Origin of the sequence: Thermoleophilum album (genome assembly GCF_900108055.1) — a bacterium.
Classification (GTDB): domain Bacteria; phylum Actinomycetota; class Thermoleophilia; order Solirubrobacterales; family Thermoleophilaceae; genus Thermoleophilum; species Thermoleophilum album.
Genome location: NZ_FNWJ01000001.1, coordinates 353,179 through 369,745, shown reverse-complemented (window position 1 = coordinate 369,745; position 16,567 = coordinate 353,179). Strand labels below are relative to the sequence as shown.

The 16,567-nt window shown below is 70.7% G+C and carries 11 protein-coding genes; 10 read left to right on the top strand and 1 reads right to left on the bottom strand.

All coding sequences use genetic code 11. The annotated features are described in order from the left end of the window. Positions 1–51: 51 nt before the first annotated feature. The 9 genes from BLW41_RS01720 (at position 52) to BLW41_RS01680 (ending at position 14,554) form a co-directional block, all read left to right on the top strand. A complete protein-coding gene (locus BLW41_RS01720) occupies positions 52–1,428 on the top strand; it encodes an MlaD family protein (RefSeq protein WP_218138188.1) in 1,377 nt (458 codons plus the stop codon). After that, complete coding sequence (locus tag BLW41_RS01715) at positions 1,425–3,161, top strand: MlaD family protein (protein WP_093115657.1); 1,737 nt, start codon at positions 1,425–1,427, stop codon at positions 3,159–3,161. Before BLW41_RS01720 ends, BLW41_RS01715 begins: the two co-directional genes overlap by 4 nt. A gap of 12 nt (positions 3,162–3,173) precedes the next feature. Beyond that, positions 3,174–4,760, top strand: coding sequence for an MlaD family protein (locus BLW41_RS01710; protein WP_093115655.1), 1,587 nt, complete (start codon positions 3,174–3,176; stop codon positions 4,758–4,760). Continuing rightward, positions 4,757–6,334 carry an MlaD family protein gene (locus tag BLW41_RS01705; RefSeq protein WP_177169243.1) on the top strand — a complete coding sequence of 526 codons (1,578 nt, stop codon included), beginning with the start codon at positions 4,757–4,759 and terminating at the stop codon, positions 6,332–6,334. The genes BLW41_RS01710 and BLW41_RS01705 overlap by 4 nt, the downstream gene beginning before the upstream one ends. Next, entirely contained in the window at positions 6,331–7,782 is a 1,452-nt protein-coding gene (locus BLW41_RS01700) for an MlaD family protein (RefSeq protein ID WP_093115651.1), read from the top strand. The genes BLW41_RS01705 and BLW41_RS01700 overlap by 4 nt, the downstream gene beginning before the upstream one ends. Continuing rightward, on the top strand, positions 7,782–9,293 hold the full coding sequence (locus BLW41_RS01695) for an MlaD family protein (protein WP_093115649.1): 1,512 nt from the start codon (positions 7,782–7,784) through the stop codon (positions 9,291–9,293). Before BLW41_RS01700 ends, BLW41_RS01695 begins: the two co-directional genes overlap by 1 nt. A 60-nt stretch (positions 9,294–9,353) precedes the next feature. Then, positions 9,354–10,919 carry an adenylate/guanylate cyclase domain-containing protein gene (locus BLW41_RS01690; RefSeq protein ID WP_093115647.1) on the top strand — a complete coding sequence of 522 codons (1,566 nt, stop codon included), beginning with the start codon at positions 9,354–9,356 and terminating at the stop codon, positions 10,917–10,919. 63 nt (positions 10,920–10,982) lie between these two features. Then, positions 10,983–12,833 carry a PP2C family protein-serine/threonine phosphatase gene (locus tag BLW41_RS01685; protein WP_093115645.1) on the top strand — a complete coding sequence of 617 codons (1,851 nt, stop codon included), beginning with the start codon at positions 10,983–10,985 and terminating at the stop codon, positions 12,831–12,833. 50 nt (positions 12,834–12,883) lie between these two features. After that, positions 12,884–14,554: an acetolactate synthase gene (locus tag BLW41_RS01680; RefSeq protein WP_093115643.1), complete on the top strand. Its 1,671-nt coding sequence runs from the start codon at positions 12,884–12,886 to the stop codon at positions 14,552–14,554. 212 nt (positions 14,555–14,766) lie between these two features. Here the strand turns inward: BLW41_RS01680 and BLW41_RS01675 are convergent, their stop codons facing one another. Further along, the gene (locus BLW41_RS01675) at positions 14,767–15,858 is read right to left on the bottom strand and encodes a Ppx/GppA phosphatase family protein (RefSeq protein WP_093115641.1); all 1,092 of its coding nucleotides are present in this window, start codon (positions 15,856–15,858) and stop codon (positions 14,767–14,769) included. A gap of 58 nt (positions 15,859–15,916) precedes the next feature. On the opposite strand from BLW41_RS01675, the gene BLW41_RS01670 reads away from it, so the two are divergent. Then, the gene (locus BLW41_RS01670) at positions 15,917–16,543 is read left to right on the top strand and encodes a peroxiredoxin-like family protein (protein WP_177169242.1); all 627 of its coding nucleotides are present in this window, start codon (positions 15,917–15,919) and stop codon (positions 16,541–16,543) included. Positions 16,544–16,567 lie beyond the last annotated feature (24 nt).

Here is a 16,567-nt window from a genome sequence, read left to right as displayed (position 1 = left end):
CGCCCGTCGGGAGGACGGGTCCGCCGAGCGGCGGAGGGCAGGGGTAACGAATTGCCGGTCTCTGGTTCTGGCATCGCGAGAACGCTGGTGCTTGCCGCGGTCGTGGCTGCCGTGGCGGCGCTCACGCTGCTGCTGCTCAACGGCGGTGGCGGCTACCGGGTGCGCGCCGACTTCATCAATGCCGGGCAGCTCGTGCGCGGCAATCCGGTGCAACGCGACGGTGTGCGGATCGGCGAGGTGACGGGAATCCGCTTGCTCGACAACGGTCTTGCCGAGGTCGAGATGAAGATCGACGACCGCTTCGCACCGTTGCGGCGGGGAACGCGGGCGACCGTTCGCGCTTTCTCTCTGTCTGGCGTCGCGAACCGTTACGTCGATCTCGAGTTTCCGCCGGCCGGCGCGCCACCAATCCCGGACGGCGGGCGGATCGATGCCGAGCACACGCAGACGGCGGTCGACATCGACCAGCTCTTTAACACCCTCGATGGTCGTACGCGGCATGACCTGCAGCGCTTCTTCAAGGGCAACCGCGACCTCTTCGCCGGTGTCGAGAGGCAGGCCAACGCTGGTCTGCGTTACCTCAATCCGTCGCTGTCGACCAGCAGCCGCCTGTTCGCCAAGCTCGCCGAAGACGAGCCGCTGCTTGAGCGCTTCCTGGTTGATACCGCGCGCTTCAATTCGGTGCTTGCTTCGCGCAGCGAGCGTTTGACGCCGCTGGTCTCTGAGCTTGCCGACACGACCCAGGCGATCGCCTCCGAGCGGCGCGCCCTGGCTGACGCGATCGCCGAGCTGCCGCCGTTCATGCGGCGCGCCAACACTACCTTCGTGAACCTCCGTGCGGCGGTTCGCGACCTCGATCCGTTGGTTGCTGCTTCGCGTCCCGCGGCGCGCGAGTTGGTGCCGTTCCTGGCGGAGGCGCGCCGCCTCTCGGCCGGTTCGCGCCCCACGATCCGCGAGCTGGTGCGCGCGATCCAAGCGAGCGGCGGTGCCAACGACCTGATCGACCTGTTGCGGTCGGTGCCGCCGCTTACGCAGATCGCGCTCGACACCCGCGAGCGTACGGTGGCTCCCGGTGGTCGGCCGGTGGACGTCGGGCGGGTGCGCGGTGCGATCCCGGAGACCGCCGAGGCCTTCCGGGCGGGCGCGCCGGAACTGGCCGTCGCGCGCTACTACACCACCGACTTCCTCGGCTGGTTCGATGACTTCTCGACCACCGGTGCCGGCTTCGACGCGCTCGGGGCGCTGGCGCGCGCACACATCAGCGTGGCCGAGACGCTGGCCGGCGGCCCGGTGCGCCGCGGGCAGTACAAGCGGTGCCCGGGCTCCGCCGAGGCGCCCGCACGCGACGGCTCGAACGTGTTGCCGGAGAGCGTGCGCGAGTTCCTCCAATGTGACGAGTCGGCGCGCGCGACGGGGGACGTGCGATGAGGGCGCTGGCGCTGCTCGGCATCGTCGCCGGCGTGGTTGCCGGGCTCGCGGCGTTGTTCGGGATCGGTCCCGGCGCGTCGCAGCCCGCGCGCTACAAGATCGAGTTCGATAACGCCTTCGGTCTTAACCAGGGCGGCGACTTCCGGATCGGCGGCGTGCGCGCCGGCAAGACCACCGGTTTCGAGGTCGAGAAGCGGCCCGGCCGGCCGGCGCGTGCGCTGGTGACCGTGGAGGTCGAGCGCAAGGAGCTTGCCGACCTGCGCGCCGATGCGCGCTGCGCGATCAAGCCGCAGTCGCTGATCGGCGAGTACTTCGTCGACTGTCAGCCCGGCTCCAGTCCCCGCCGCTTGCCGCGTGACGGCTCGGGGGTGGTGCCCGTCGAGCAGACGGAGTCGACGATTCCCCCCGACCTGATCGCCGACATCATGCGCCGACCCTACCGCGAGCGCTTCTCGATCCTCCTGAGCCAGCTCGGCGCCGGTCTCGCCGGCCGGCCACGCGATCTCGCCGCCGCCCTGCGGCGCGCCGACCCGGGGCTTCGCGAAACCAACCGGCTGCTCGCGCTGTTGGCCGAACAGAACGCGAACCTGCGGGCCTTTATTCGCGACGCCGACACCGTCGTGCACGAGCTGCGGCGCGAGCGGGGACAGCTGGCGCGCTGGGTCGATGCCTCGCAGCGGGCGGCTTCCACGACCGCTTCGCGCGATCCCCAACTGCGCGCGACGCTGCGGCGGCTGCCGGTCTTCTTGGCCGAGCTGTCGCCGACGATGCGGCGGCTAGCGGAGCTTGCCGACCGCCAGCGGCCGCTGCTGGCGGAGGCGCGCGCCTCGGCTCCTGAGCTCCGCCGCTTCCTACGCGTAGCGCGCCCGTTCGCGCGTGCCTCAGACCCCGCGCTCGGCGAGCTCGGCGAGGCTGCGGTTGAGGGTCGGCGCACCGTGCGCAGCGGGCAGCGCGTGGTCGACGAGCTCTTGCGGATCGCTCCCGAAGCGGGCCCCACGTTCAAACCGATCCGCCAGTTCCTTGACACGATGGATGACCGGCGTCGCGCGATCGAGGACGACGAGCGTGCCGTCCGGAGCGCGCCGCCCGCGCCCGACCCGACCGCGATCACCAACGGGCGCGGCGGCTTCACCGGTCTCGAAGCGATCTGGAACTACCTCTACTGGCAGTCGCTTTCGATCAATGGCTTCGACTCGGTCGGCCACATACTGCGGATATCGCTCAATCTGAACCAATGCAGCAACCTCTACACCGAGGTCGACCCGAACAGCGATCTCTTCAAGCGCTGTAGCCAGTGGCTCGGGCCAAACCTCCCCGGTATCACGAGCCCCGACTTCAGCGACAACCGCGCGCAGCTCGCGAGCCTCGAACGCCAGGCGCGCCAGCCGGCGGCACGGGTCGGCGAGCGGCGCCAGCCCGGGCAACCCGAGGCCGGTCCCTTGCCGGGCCAGCCGGACATCTCGAAGCCCCAGGTGACGCTGCCACCGCAAGTGATGGAGCTGCTCGCGCCGAACGCGCCCGACCAACTCAAGCCCGGCGAGCTGCCGAAGGTTTTCGATCAGATCGAGAAGCTGCTCGACCAGACCCCCCGCCTCGGTGGCTCGGGCGGCGCCCCGCAAGTGGAACTTAAGGCGCCGAACACGGGTTCCACGGGCCCCTCGCCAGCGGGCGGCGGTGACGCTCAAAGCCGCGGTGTCGTGCAGGCCCTCCTCGACTACTTGCTCGGACCGTGAGGTGGTGAGGCGATGGCGACGGTGACAGCAAAGAGGCCGCGCCGGGGCAGGCGCATCGCAGCGCTTAGCGGCAGCCCACTTTTGATCGGCGCGGTGACGGTGCTCGTCACGGTCACCGCCGTCTACATCGCCTACACCGCCAACGAAGGTTTGCCGTTCGTTCCCACCTACGAACTGCGGGCGGAGATTCCCTCGGGCTCGAAGCTCACGACCGGCAACGACGTGCGCATCGGTGGTTTCCGGGTGGGTTTGGTGAGCGACATCGAGCCGAAGGTGGTCGAGCGCGGCGGTCGCCGGCGTGCGGTCGCGCTGATCACGATGAAGCTCGACAAGTCGGTCGAACCGTTGCCGCGCGACACCCGTGTGCTCGTTCGCCAGCGCTCGGCGCTCGGTCTCAAGTACGTGGAGCTGACGCCCGGGCGCTCGCGTGAGAAGCTGGCTGCCGGCTCCACGATTCCCCTCTCCCAGGCGCGCGAACCAGCCGAGATCGAGGACCTGTTCGCAACCTTCGACGATCGCACGCGCCCCGCAATCCAAGATTCACTCGACGCGTTCGGCGACGCGTTCGCCGGGCGCGGCAGCTCGCTGAACCAGACAATCGCGCTCCTGCCGCCGCTTCTGCGACGCCTCGAACCGGTGGCCCGCAACCTCTCAGACCCGGCCACCGGCCTGCCCCGCTTCATCGCGTCGCTACGGGCCTTCACCGGCGAGCTAGCGCCGGTCGCGACCGAGTTCGCGCGCAGTTTTCGCGACATGGCGACGACCTTTGATGCGATCGCCGCCGATCCGCGCGCGCTGCAGCAGACGATCGAACGCTCGCCGCCCACGCTCGACGCTTCGATCACCAGTTTCCGCGCGCAGCGGCCGTTGTATGTAGATCTCAACGACCTTGCCGGTCGTCTGCGGCCGGCGCTGCGCGAGGCACGGTTCTCGCTGCCGGCGGTCGATAGCGCACTGCTAGCGGGTACCGACGTGCTGCCGCGCACCGTCGATCTCAGTCGCCGGACCCGCAGCGCGCTCGCCGCCGCCACCTTCCTGTTCACCGAGCCGGACACGCTGCCGGCGCTGCGCGACGTGCGTGCGGCGCTCACCGTGACGCGGCCGGCGGCCGAGTTCATTGCTCCCTACCAGACGGTCTGCAACTACGCCATCTACTTCCTCCACCCGCTCGGTGAACACCAGTCCGGCCTGTCCATTGACGGCGCCGGCACCAACCAGGCGCAGCTCTTGAAGCTGCCGAACCTGCTCCAGCCCAACAACTATGGCACCAGCGAGAGCTCGCGGCCGGTTGACGTCCCACCGGGGATGAAGGCGCGCGGCGCGCGCGACGCGATTGGCCAGCCGCTGCACCGCTTTATCGCACCGGCCTATTCGCCAGCGATCGACGCGCAAGGGAACGCCGACTGCCAGCGCGGGCAAGAGGGCTACCCGAACGGCCCGCTGACCCCGCCCGGATCGCGCTACGGACCGGGTGTGCTGCCCGACGGGACACCGACCGGTGGCAACGCGGCGGTCACGATCAACGACTACCCGATCCTCTCCGGCGGCACGTTCGTTACCCGCCGGCTCGGGATCACGAACCTGCGCGACATCCCGTGAGTCCCAAGCCCAAGAAGAGGTCGGCGCTGCGCTGGGGCGGTGGCTCGCCGCTACGGGCGGGTGTGCTCGCGCTCACCGTGATCGCGCTCGCTAGCTGGTTCGGGTTCACCCGCGACAACCCCTTCGCGCGGCCCTTCGTGCTGCGCGCGGTGTTCGCCGATGCGGCGAACCTTCAGCCGCGCTCGCCCGTGCGCATCGCCGGCGTCGACGTCGGCAAGGTCACGAAGATCGAGCCACTCGACAGCGAGCGCGGTGGGGCGATCGTGACGATGGAGCTCTCGCGTAGGGCGCTCCCGATTCACCAAGACGCGCGCATCAAGATCCGCTCACGGATCTTCCTCGAGGGCAACTTCTTTGTCGATCTCCAACCCGGCTCGCCGTCGGCTCCGGAGCTTGCCAGCGGTGACACCGTGCCGATGTCGCAAACCGCTGCGCCGGTTCAGTTCGTGCGCGTGCTCGAGCTCTTCCAGCGCGACGTGCGCGCCGACCTCAAGACGCTGTTGCGCGAACTCTCGGTGGGTCTTGAGCGGGGCGCCGCCGGCTTCCGCGAGGGCGCTCGCTTCTGGGAGTCCGCCTACCGCTTCTCGGCGCTTGCCAACGACGCCACCCTTGGTTTTGAGCCGCGCCGCGACCTGCCGCGCGTGCTGCGCGCCCAGCAGCGTGCCTTCGCTGCCGTCGCCGCCGACGCCAACGCCTTGCGCGGGCTGATCGACAACCTCGAACGCACTGCTAGCGCCCTCGCGGCGGAGCGCGATCCGCTGGCCCGTTCGCTACCGGCGCTGCGCGACACGCTGCGCCAGGCGATGCCGACGCTGCGCGAGTTGAACGCGTCGCTGCCGACGCTGCGGGTGTTCGCGCGCGAAGCCTTGCCGGGAGTGCAGAGCGCGCCGCCGGCGCTGCGCGTCGGCACGCCGTTCCTCGCACAGCTACGGCTGGCGCTGCGTCAGAACGAAATCGGCGCGCTGGCCACCGCCGTGCGCGCGTCTGCCCCCGCGCTCGTGCGGCTCAACAACCTTTCGGTGCCGCTCGCCGAGCAGGGCCGCTCGCTCTCGCGCTGCGTGAACCGGGTGCTCGTGCCCTTCGTCCGCACACCGATCCCCAACCCCGACGAACCAGGCAACAACAACCAGCTCGTGCGCTACCAGCTGCAGCGCGGCTTTCCGGGGCTCGCCGGCGAGAGCCGCCTGTCCGACGGCAACAATCAGATGTTCAACACGATGGCCGTGCTGCCGCCGCTGATGGTGCGGCCGGGCCCGTCGCTCAACCCAACGCAGCCGCCACCCTATCGGCCCGACGTGCCCTGCGAGACGCAGGAGCCGCCGAACCTCCACGCGCCGGGGGGCCCGGCCTCTGCCTTCAACGTGCGCGGGAGCGCCGGCCAAGCCGCACTGCGCCGGCAGGCCGCTGCGCGGCGCGCGCTCAACCGCGGCGCCCTGCTGCGAGCTGCGCGCGCCTTCCGCCGCTTCGATCAGCTGATGTCCGAAGCGCGTGCGCAAATCGCCCGTCTCGACGCCCGCGCGGCGGCGCGTAGCTCCGGCCGTGGTCGCCAACGAGCGAAGGGGGGCGCGCGGTGAGACAGGCGCTGCGTCGACATTTGCGTGACCTCGTCGCGCTCGTCGCGGCGGCGGCGATCGGTGTCGTAGTCGCCGGCTACATCCTCGCGAACCAGGCGGGGGTGCGGATCCCGCTGATCGAAGCGCCGCCCTTCCGCATCTACGCCGAGCTCTCGAGTGCGCAGGCTGTCACCCCGGGGCAAGGCCAGAGCGTGCGCGTGGCGGGGGTCGAGATCGGTCAGGTTGGGGCCGTGGACCTCAAGCACGGCCGGGCCGTCGTGCGGCTCGACATCGATCCCCGCTACCGGCAGCTGCTGCGCACCGACGCCAGCGCCTTGTTGCGCTCCAAGACCGGTCTTAAGGACATGTTCATCGAGGTCGACCCGGGCGACGGTCCACGGCTTCGGGAAGGCGCGCGGATTCCGCTTTCCGACACGCTGCCAGACGTCAACCAGGACGAGGTCCTCGCGTCGCTGGACGCCGACACCCGCGACTACTTAAAGCTCCTGATCACCGGGGCGGGGAAGGGACTCCAGGGTCACGGCACCGAACTCGGCGAAGCGCTCGCCCGGCTCGGTCCCCTGCACCGCGACCTCGCGCGGTTCGCCTCAGCGCTCGCCGAGCGGCGCCGCAACCTGCGGCGAGTGGTGCACGAGTACGGCCTGGTGATGAGCGAGCTGGCGCAGCGCGACCGCACCCTGCGCCAACTGGTGCGCGACTCCAACCGCGTGTTCGCCGCCTTCGCTAGCGAAGATCGCAACCTGCGGGAGACGGTGCGCCGCCTACCCGGTGCGCTCGACACCACGCGCGCGGCGCTCGCCCGCGTCGAGCCGTTCGCGCGCGAACTGCGGCCGACGCTGCGCGACTTGATCCCGGTAGTGCGCGAGCTGCCCGCCTCCAACGCTGCGCTGCGCGATCTAGCGAGCGCGCGCACCGCCACCGTGCGCGACCGCATCCGCCCGTTCGCCCGTGAGGCCGCACCGTTCTTGCTGCGGCTGGGGGTGGCCGGGTCGGGGCTCGCCCAGGGAGCACCCGAGATCACCGGCACGCTGCTGCGGCTCAACCGTCTCTTCAACATCGGCGCCTACAACCCGGGTGGCGCCGAGGGAATCAGCGAGGGGTGCGAGCGCGAGGGCCGCTGCACCGCGGCCGAACGCAACCGCAACGAGGGCTACCTGTACTGGCTTGCCTGGACCGGTAACAACGCCGTTTCGCTGTTTAGTACGTCGGACGCCACCGGGCCCTACCGGCGAATCTCCTTGGGCGGGCTCAGCTGCGGCTTGGTTGCGGGCCTGATCCTCCAGCAGATCGATCAGATTCCCGACTCGCTGTCCGGTCTTCGCGATCAGCTGACCAACCAGCTCAACAACGTCTTGAACGCGCTCGACCAGAGCGGTGTCTCGTTGCTCGCCGGCGACTGCGACCTGCGCTCGGGTAGCGGCTCCGGAGGGGGAGGTGGTGGCCAGTGATGACGCGCGGGCTCAAGGCCGGGCAGGTCGCGGCGATCGTCGGCTTCAGCCTCTCATGCTTCGCGATTCTGCTGTTCCTGTGGGTGTCGTTCGGCGGCACGTTGCCGCTCGCGCCGAAGTCCTACCGGCTCAAGGTCGCTTTCCCCGAGACCGTTCAGCTGGCGGACGAGGCGGACGTGCGGATCTCCGGCGTGAACGTCGGCAAGGTCAAGGGCAAGCGGCTCGATGCCGCCAGCAACCGCACACTGGCGACGCTCGAGATCAAGCCGGAGTTCGCGCCCCTGCCGCGCGACACGCGAGCGATCCTGCGCCAGAAGACGCTGCTCGGGGAGACTTACGTCGAGCTCACGCCCGGTCACCGCTCGGCCGGGATGCTGGCCGACGGTGCACGCCTGCCCGATTCGCAGGTCGGGCGGACGGTCGAGCTTGACGAAATCTTCCGCGCCTTCGGCCCCGAGACGCGGCGCAACTTCCAGCAGTGGATGCAGGAGCTGGCGGTGGTCGGCCGGGGCACCGCCGACCGCGATCTCAACGATGCCTTCGGCACCTTCCCGCGCTTTGCCGCCGACGCCACCGATCTGTTGCGTATCGCCGACGAGCAACGTCGCGCCGTGCGCACGCTGGTGCGCGATGGCGGCACCGCGCTCAGCGCGGTAACCGCCCGCCGCGGCGAGCTGCGTCGTCTGGTCGAAGGCACGGCGGGCACGTTCGAGGCGACCGCTTCGCGCGACCGCGCGCTCGCCGAGACGTTCCGGATCTTCCCGGTGTTCCTCAACGAGGCGCGCGCGACGATGCGCACACTCGAGGACTTCTCGGGCCGCACGCGCCCGGTGATTCGCACGCTGCGACGTCCGGCCGACGACCTCGGCCCAACGCTGCGCTCGTTGCGCGCGCTCTCCCCCGACCTGAGGGCGCTGTTCCGGCAGCTCGATCCGCTCGTTGTGACGGGACGCCGCACGCTCCCCGACCTCGAGCGGCTGCTGCGCGGCGCCGACCCGCTGTTCGAAGCGGCGCGCCTGTTCTTCCCCGAGCTCAACCCAATCCTCGCCTACTTCAACTTCCACCAGGCGACGATCGCAGGCTTCATCTCGAACGCTGCGCCGGACCTCTCGAGCAAGGTCGGCGGCACGCGCGGACAGACCCAAGTCGGCGTCATCGACGGACGCTCGCTCGCGTTTCGACTGACAAGACCCGACTGGGAGCGCGGCAACGCGTACCTGCAGCCCAACGCGATCGAGCGAGCCTCGGCGCTCGGCACGCTCGAAAGCTTCGACTGTTCGCCGGCAGGTGGCGAGCGGCCCAACCCGGACGACGCGCTCAACGCGCCGCCGATCCCGCTGCTCAAGGACGCCGCCAAGCGCCCGCCGTGCTTCGAGGCTCCGCCCTCGCTGTACGACGGCAAGCTGTTCGTGATCCCCGAGCGCGGCGACGCGCGCCTACGGCCCCGTCCGACTGGCCGCGCCGGGAACCGGCCCGCGGTCGACCCCAACCCCGACGACCCGACGCGCTGAGCTTCACCGCCGCCCTCGGCGGACAGGGCGCGCGCGCCGGCGCTCGGGCACAATTGGCGCATGCGCGTCCTGCGCGCGCTCTACCGGGCGCTCGGCCACCGCTACTTCGTGCTCTTCGCCGCCTTCGAGATCTTCTCGGCGGTGCTGATCACGATCGCCACCGTCGCGCTCTTCGCCCTCTACACGAGGATGAGCGGGCGCGAGCTGGCGGAGGTTATGGCTGTCGCTCTCGGCTGTGTGACGGTCTCGCTAGCGCTCGCGATCAAGCGCGGCGCGAAGGTCGCACGGCCCCTAGTCGATTGGATCCGGGCAGGACGCCCCGAGCGCGACGCGCTGCGCGCCTGGCGCACCGCGGTGTCGCTTCCCCGCGAGGTGATCGTCGACAACAGCTGGCGACCCTTCGTGCTCGTCTCGGTGCCGGTAGCGACCTACTACACACTGCGTTTCGGCCTGCCGTTCTGGGCGACGATCGTGATTGCACTGAGCGCTCTCGTGTCGGTGGCATACGCCGCGGTGCTCCACTTCCTGGCCTCCGAGCAGTTCATGCGACCGGTCTTGGAGGACGTTGCGGGTCGACTGCCGTCGACACTGACGGGCGTTCCGCCCGGCATCTCGCTGCGCTGGAAACTGCTCGGTGCGCTACCGGTGATGAACGTCGCGACCGGCGTGGTGGTGGCCGGTCTCTCCTCGCCGACGCGGGGCACCCTCTTCCAGCTGGGGATCGACGTGCTGCTGGCGGTGGCGGTCGCTTTCACCGTCTCGCTGGAGCTGACTTGGCTGATTTCGCGCTCGGTGTTGGCGCAGATCGAGGAGCTGATGCGCGCAATCGCGCGGGTCGCCGAGGGCGATCTGTCGGCCCGCGCAAGGGTCACGTCCGGCGACGAGCTCGGTGCGCTGGCGGGCAGCTTCAACGCGATGGTGCAGGGCCTCGCCGAGCGGGAGACGCTGCGCGAGGCGCTCGGCACGTACCTCGGCACGCGCGAGATCGTCGAGCGGGTCGTCGCGGAAGGCGAGATGCTCGCCGGCCAAGAGCTCGACGCGACCGTCCTCTTTTGCGACATCAGCGGGTTCACGGCTTACGCCGAGCGAGCGACGCCGCGCGAAACGGTGGCCCTGCTCAACCGCTTTTATGAGGCGGCGATCCCGGAGGTGAACAATCACCGGGGGCACGCGAACAAGCTGCTCGGCGACGGACTGCTGGCGGTGTTCGGCGCGCCCGAACGCCTCGACGACCACGCCGACGCAGCGCTCGAGGCGGCGATCGCGATCGTTGGCCGTGTGCGCGAGCGTCTACCGGCCGGACTTGGTGTCGGGATCGGACTGAACTCGGGTCCGGTGGTGGTCGGTTCGGTCGGCGGCGGTGGGCGGCTCGATTTCACCGTGATCGGTGACACCGTCAACGTTGCCGCGCGGGTGGAACGGGCGACCAGGCGCACCGGTGACGTGATCCTGATTACGGAAGCGACGCGCGAGCGCCTCCAGCGCGTGACCCTGCCGCTGATCTCGCGGGGCTCCCTGGAACTACGCGGCAAGAGCCAGCCGGTGGATGTCTTTGCGGTTGCTCTCGAGCAGCGTGCCCAACTGACCGAGGGGGCCGGAGCGGGCGAGCGTTTCCGCAGCGTCTAAAGGACGCGGTGCCGTGTAAGGAGCGGCTCGTGACGCGCCTAAAGCCGGCGACCCTCGGCGCCGATGCCGTCCTTAGTCGTGCTCCGTTTCGCCCGCTCGACTCCGCCGCGCGGCGGGCCGCGCCTGACCGCGCTCGTCGCTCCTTGGCTCTGCGCTGCGCTGCTGCTGAGCGGTGCGCCCGTCAGCGGACCTTTCTGGTCGGCTGCGAAAGCGCCGGCCGTGAGCGCCAAGATGAAGCCCGCGCCCGCGAAAAACGGCGGGTCGCCTGCCCACGAAGGCGGGTCGCCGGCGCCGGCGAAGGCGCGCGGGCGCGCGCAAGGCAAAACGGAGCGCCCGCCGACGGCGCAGCGCCCACCGAAAGCGCCCAAGCGCGCCCTCGCAGCGGCAGCAGCGGCAGGCGGGGGCGCGGCGGCGGCGAGCGGTGGCGGGGCGGGCGCCAACGGAGCGGACGCGCCGAGCAGCGGCGGGCCGGGCAGCGGTGCTGCGGGCACCGGCGGTAGCGGGCCCGGGGCCGGCAGCGGCGCGGCGTCGCCGCCCCGAACCCAGCCGAGTGGCGCTGGCAGCAACGGTCGCGAGCGCTCGCGCAGCGAGCGTCGGGGGCGCTCCCCCAAGCGCGCTCCCGGGCGCCGCGCGGCGGCCCGTGCGGGGCGGCGGCTGCGCGCGCAGGTCGGCTCGCGCACGTTCTCCCACCGGACGCCTCGAATCGTCGCGCCGATCGGTTCGTCGGCGCCGAAAGGTCAGCGCCCCGAGCAGCGTTCGGCAGGTGCGCGGCCGGAGACGCACGAAACCTCCGGCGTCGAGCGGACGGTGCTGCGGATCGTCGAGGTCGTTCCCCCCGAGCTGCGCGCCGGGGTGCTCGCGCTGGGCGCACTCGCCGCCCTGTTTGCCGCCTGGTCGCTCTATTCGGTCGTGCATGCACGCCGGCTCGAGCGCCAGCGACGGGAACTGCTCGACGAGGTCGGTTTGCTGCAGTCAGCGTTGTTGCCGAGCGTGCCCGAGCGGATCGGTTCGGCGCGCGTCTCGGTCGCCTACCGGCCGGCCGACGGCCCGGCCGCGGGCGGTGACTTCTACGACGCGCTCGAGCTCTCCGACGGCCGCGCGGCGTTTGTGCTTGGCGATGTCTCCGGACACGGGCGTCAGGCGCTCGCGCGGACTGCGTTCATGCGCTACACGCTGCGCGCCTACCTCGAGGCGGGTCTTGAACCGCGGGCGGTCCTGGAGGTCGCGGGACGCGTCATCGGCGAGAGCCTCGACGGCGAGTTCGCGACGACGATCGTCGCCGTCTACGACCCCCGCGCCGGCACCCTCACCTACGCCTGCGCCGGGCACCCGCCACCCCTGGTGTTGGCGCCGGAGCCGTTCGACCCGATCGTGCTCGGGTCGGCGCCGCCGATCGGCGTCGGCGTGCGCACGGGGGTGCGTCAGACGACTGTGCCGCTGCCACCGGGGTCGCTGGCTTGCCTCTTCACCGACGGGTTGACGGAGGCGCGGGTCCGCCCGGGGGAGGTGCTCGGGCGGGCGCGGCTCGAGCGGATCGTCGAGCGCTTACCACGCCCGGCTGCGGCCGGGCGCTTGCTCGAGCAGGTCGCGCGCAGCGCCTCGGTCAGCGACGACATGGCGGTTTGTCTGATCGAGCCGCTGGCGAGCGTGAGCGCCGGTTCGTTCCGCGTCGAGGAGCTGGAACTGGCGGCCGAAGAGCTCGAGGGACCGCTGGCGCTTCGCTTCCTGGGGGCTTGTGGGGTCGGTCCGGAGCGTGCGCGCGAGGTGCGCGAGGAGGCACGCCGCGTTGCCCGGGCGCACGGTGCGGCGGTCGTGCGCGCCGTGCTCGGTGTGCGCACGAGCGTGTCGGTAGCGCCCGCCAACGTCGTCGACCTCGAGGGTGCCGCGCGGCTGCGCGGCCGTCGCATCGCCTGACGAAGCCCTTCCCTTCCCCGTGGGGTTGGACCGCGTTAGGCTGGCGCGCGATGGCTACCGAGGTCGGTCAAGACGCGCAAGCGAAGGCCGCTGAGCGCTTGCACGGCGGGCGCCTCGTCGCACGGCGTCTGAAGGCGCACGGGGTGGAGCGCCTTTTCACCCTCTCGGGTGGTCACCTCTTCTCGATCTACGACGGTTGTCGCAGTGAGGGGATCGCCCTGGTCGACGTGCGGCATGAGCAGACCGCGGCCTTCGCCGCGGAAGGTCACGCGAAGGTGACGCGAGAGCCGGGCGTCTGCGCGCTAACCGCTGGGCCCGGCGTCACGAACGGCATGAGCGCCATCGCTTCGGCTCTCCAGAACCGTTCACCGATGGTCGTGCTCGGCGGCCGCGCCCCGGCCTTCCGCTGGGGTCAGGGCTCGCTGCAGGAGATCGACCACGTGCCGTTCGTAGCGCCACTCACCAAGTTCGCGGCGACGCCGAAGACGACCGCCGAAATCCCGCAGCTCGTGGACCGCGCGTTTGCCGCCGCGCTTACGCCACCGACCGGGCCGTCATTCGTCGACTTCCCACTCGATCTCGTCTTTATGGAGAGCGAAGACCCGGCCGATCGCCCGGCCGAGAGGCCTGACCCGCGAGCTCTGCCGCCCGCCGATGAACAGTCGTTGGCGCGGGCCTGCGAGCTGTTACGTGGCGCCGAGCGCCCGGTCGTTATGGCCGGCACCGGCCTCTACTGGGCGCACGCCGAAGACGCTCTGCGCGACCTATGCGAGCGCGGACGGATCCCGGCTTTTGCCAACGGCCTCGCCCGCGGATGCCTGCCACCGTCGCACGACCTGTGGTTCTCCCGCACCCGCGCGCATGCGTTGAAACGGGCCGATGTTGCGCTGGTGGTGGGTGCGCCGCTTGACTTCCGGCTCGGCTTCGGCGGCGCCTTCGGCGAGGACACGAAGTTGATCGTGATCGGCGATGCGCGCCCCGAGCGTCCGCATCCGCGCGCCGTCGATGTCGAGCTTTACGGTGGTGTTGCGGCGACCCTCTCGGCGCTGGCCGACGCTGTCGCTGCGGCGCCCCCTCGCGAGCAGTGGGTGGCCGAGCTGCGGCGACTAGAGAACGAGCGGCGTGAGGCTGAGCGTGCGGAGCTTCGCGACGACCGTGCGCCACTGCACCCGCTGCGCGTGCTCGGCGAGCTGCAACAGCTGCTCCAGCCGGGCGCGATCGTGATCGGCGACGGTGGCGACTTCGTTTCCTTTGCCGGGCGCGTGATCGAGGTCGACGAGCCGGGTTGCTGGCTCGATCCAGGTCCCTACGGGTGTCTCGGCTGCGGCCCGGGCTACGCGCTTGCGGCGAAGCTCGCGCGACCCGACCGTCAGGTTTGTCTGCTGCTCGGTGACGGTGCTTTCGGTTTCGCGGGGCTCGAGTTCGACACCTTTGTGCGCCACGGCCTTCCGATCGTCGCGGTCTGTGGCAACAACGGAATCTGGGCGCTCGAGAAGCACCCGATGGAGTTCGTCTACGGCTACTCGGTCGTAGCCGATTTGCGACCCGGCACACGCTACGACCTGGTGGTCGAAGCGCTCGGCGGGCACGGCGAGCTGGTCGAGCGGCCAGACCAGCTGCGCCCCGCGCTAGAGCGGGCATTTGCTGCCGGCAAGCCGGCCCTCGTGAACGTGCTCTGCGACCCCTCGGTCGTCTATCCACGCAGAGCGAACCTGGCTTGAGTCGCACGCGCACGCTGGGTGGCGGGAAGCCCGCTCGCCAAAACGGGAAACCGCCCGCACCCTGCGGGCGGTTTCCTAAGTCGGCCCCATCAGGACGGGCAGGGGTACGTGTCGTGAAAGGGCCTCGCGGTTCGGGCGGCGGGAGGCGCCGCTGTGCACGGCTACGCCCGAACCTATATGTGACTCGGGCTTTTTGGCCCGAGCAGTGGGCACTATAGACCAGCCCTCCAACGCTCGCCAGTCTTTCGGCCAAATTCGACGCTTGTTGCACAAGATTTCAGTGCGGTGGCGGCTGCGACGCCGTGCAAGAGGTCGTGCTCGCTCACGGTTACGGCGTCGACGGCGAGCGACCGGAGTGCGCAGAGGAGGATGACGCAACCGGCGACGATCGTCGGCGCACGGTCTGGGTGTAGTCCGGGCAGCCGTCTCCGTTCGGCCAGCGGCAGGGCAGCGAGCTCTCCAAGCAGCTCGCGCACCCGCGTGACCGACAGCTCGTAGCCATGCACGCGCTGCGGGTCGTAGGGGTCGAGCCGTTGATCGATCGCTGCTAGCGAGGTGGCGGTCCCAGCGACGGCGATCGCTCTCGCTACCTCCAGCGATCGGTCGCCGCCGCGCCACGCGACGCGCTCCGCCGTCGCCCCGAGGCGTGCAACGCCTTCCGCAAGGACCGCGCAAGCTTCGTGTTCGAGCGCCTCGAGCTCCTCGGCGCACGGCGGATCGTGCCGCAGATGGCGCTCCGTCTGGCGCACGACACCGAGCGGTAGGGAGACCTCCGCCCAAAAGTTGCCAACGGCGTCACCAATGGCGATCTCGGTGCTGCCTCCCCCAACGTCGATCACGGCGACCGCCGGTTGGCGGCCGGCCGCGGCCCCTCGATCGACGGCAGTCACTTGGTCGGCGGTGGCTCCGCCGGCGACGGAGGCGGGCCGCGATCCTTGCGTGCAGACGGCGCCGATAAAGGTCAGGCGAGCCTCGTCGGTGCCGCTCAACACCCGCGCCTCGACGCCGCAACGCGAGGCCAGCTCGGCGACGAATAGGCGACCGTTGCGGGCTTCGCGCACGGCCTGCGTGGCGACCGCCACGATCCGCTCGCTGCCGAGTTCGCGGGCGCGTCGGGCGAACTCGCAGACCGCCGTGAGCGTGCGCTCGCGCGCACCTGCCGTGAGCTCACCGGAGCGGTCGACTCCTTCGCCGAGTCGCGTCACGCGGTTGCTGCGCGCAATCTCGCGGAGCTGGCCTTCGCTCGCGTCACACACCAGGAGCCGCGTCGAGTTGCTGCCGATGTCGATCACCGCGACGCGCATGGGGCGGGATCGTACGGACCCCCGCCGGCGCTCGCGCGCGGGCCCTAAGATGCGTGTGGTGAGCGCACTCGAGAGATTGCTTGGCGTCGCGCGCGAACCGCAGCGCACCAATCCCCCGGCCCGTGGCGACGAGTTAGGCGAGCTTGTCTTGCCGGATCACGAAGGCCGGGAGGTGCGTCTCGGCGAGCTGTGGGCGGAGCGTCCAGCAGTGCTGGTTTGGCTGCGTCACTACGGCTGCGTGCACTGCCGCGCGCACGCGCTGGAGCTCGACCAGCGCCGGGGCGAGTTCGAAGAGGCCGGCGTGGGCCTGTGGCTGATTGGTCAAGCGACCCCTCGCCATGCGGCGCACTTCCGGCGCAAGCTCGGCATCGAGTTGCCGGTGCTCGCCGACCGCGAGCGCGAGAGCTACCGTCGCGCGGGCGCGAAGGTCGCGACGTTCGGCGAGTTGCTGGGGCCGAGAAGCCTCTCGGCTGGCACCCAGCGGATGTTGAGCTCGTTCGGTCGCGTGCGTCAGGGACGCGTGGTCGGCCACCCCGCGCAGCTCGGCGGTGCGCTGGTGATCGACCGCGACGGGCGCGTGATGCACGCGCACATGGCGGAGGACGCAGCCGACAACGCGAACGCCGACGAGCTCCTCGCCGCGGCGCGCCGGCTGGCTGCGGGCGCCAACGCTCGTAGCGGTTGACGCCTGCCGTCACGTTGCTACCCT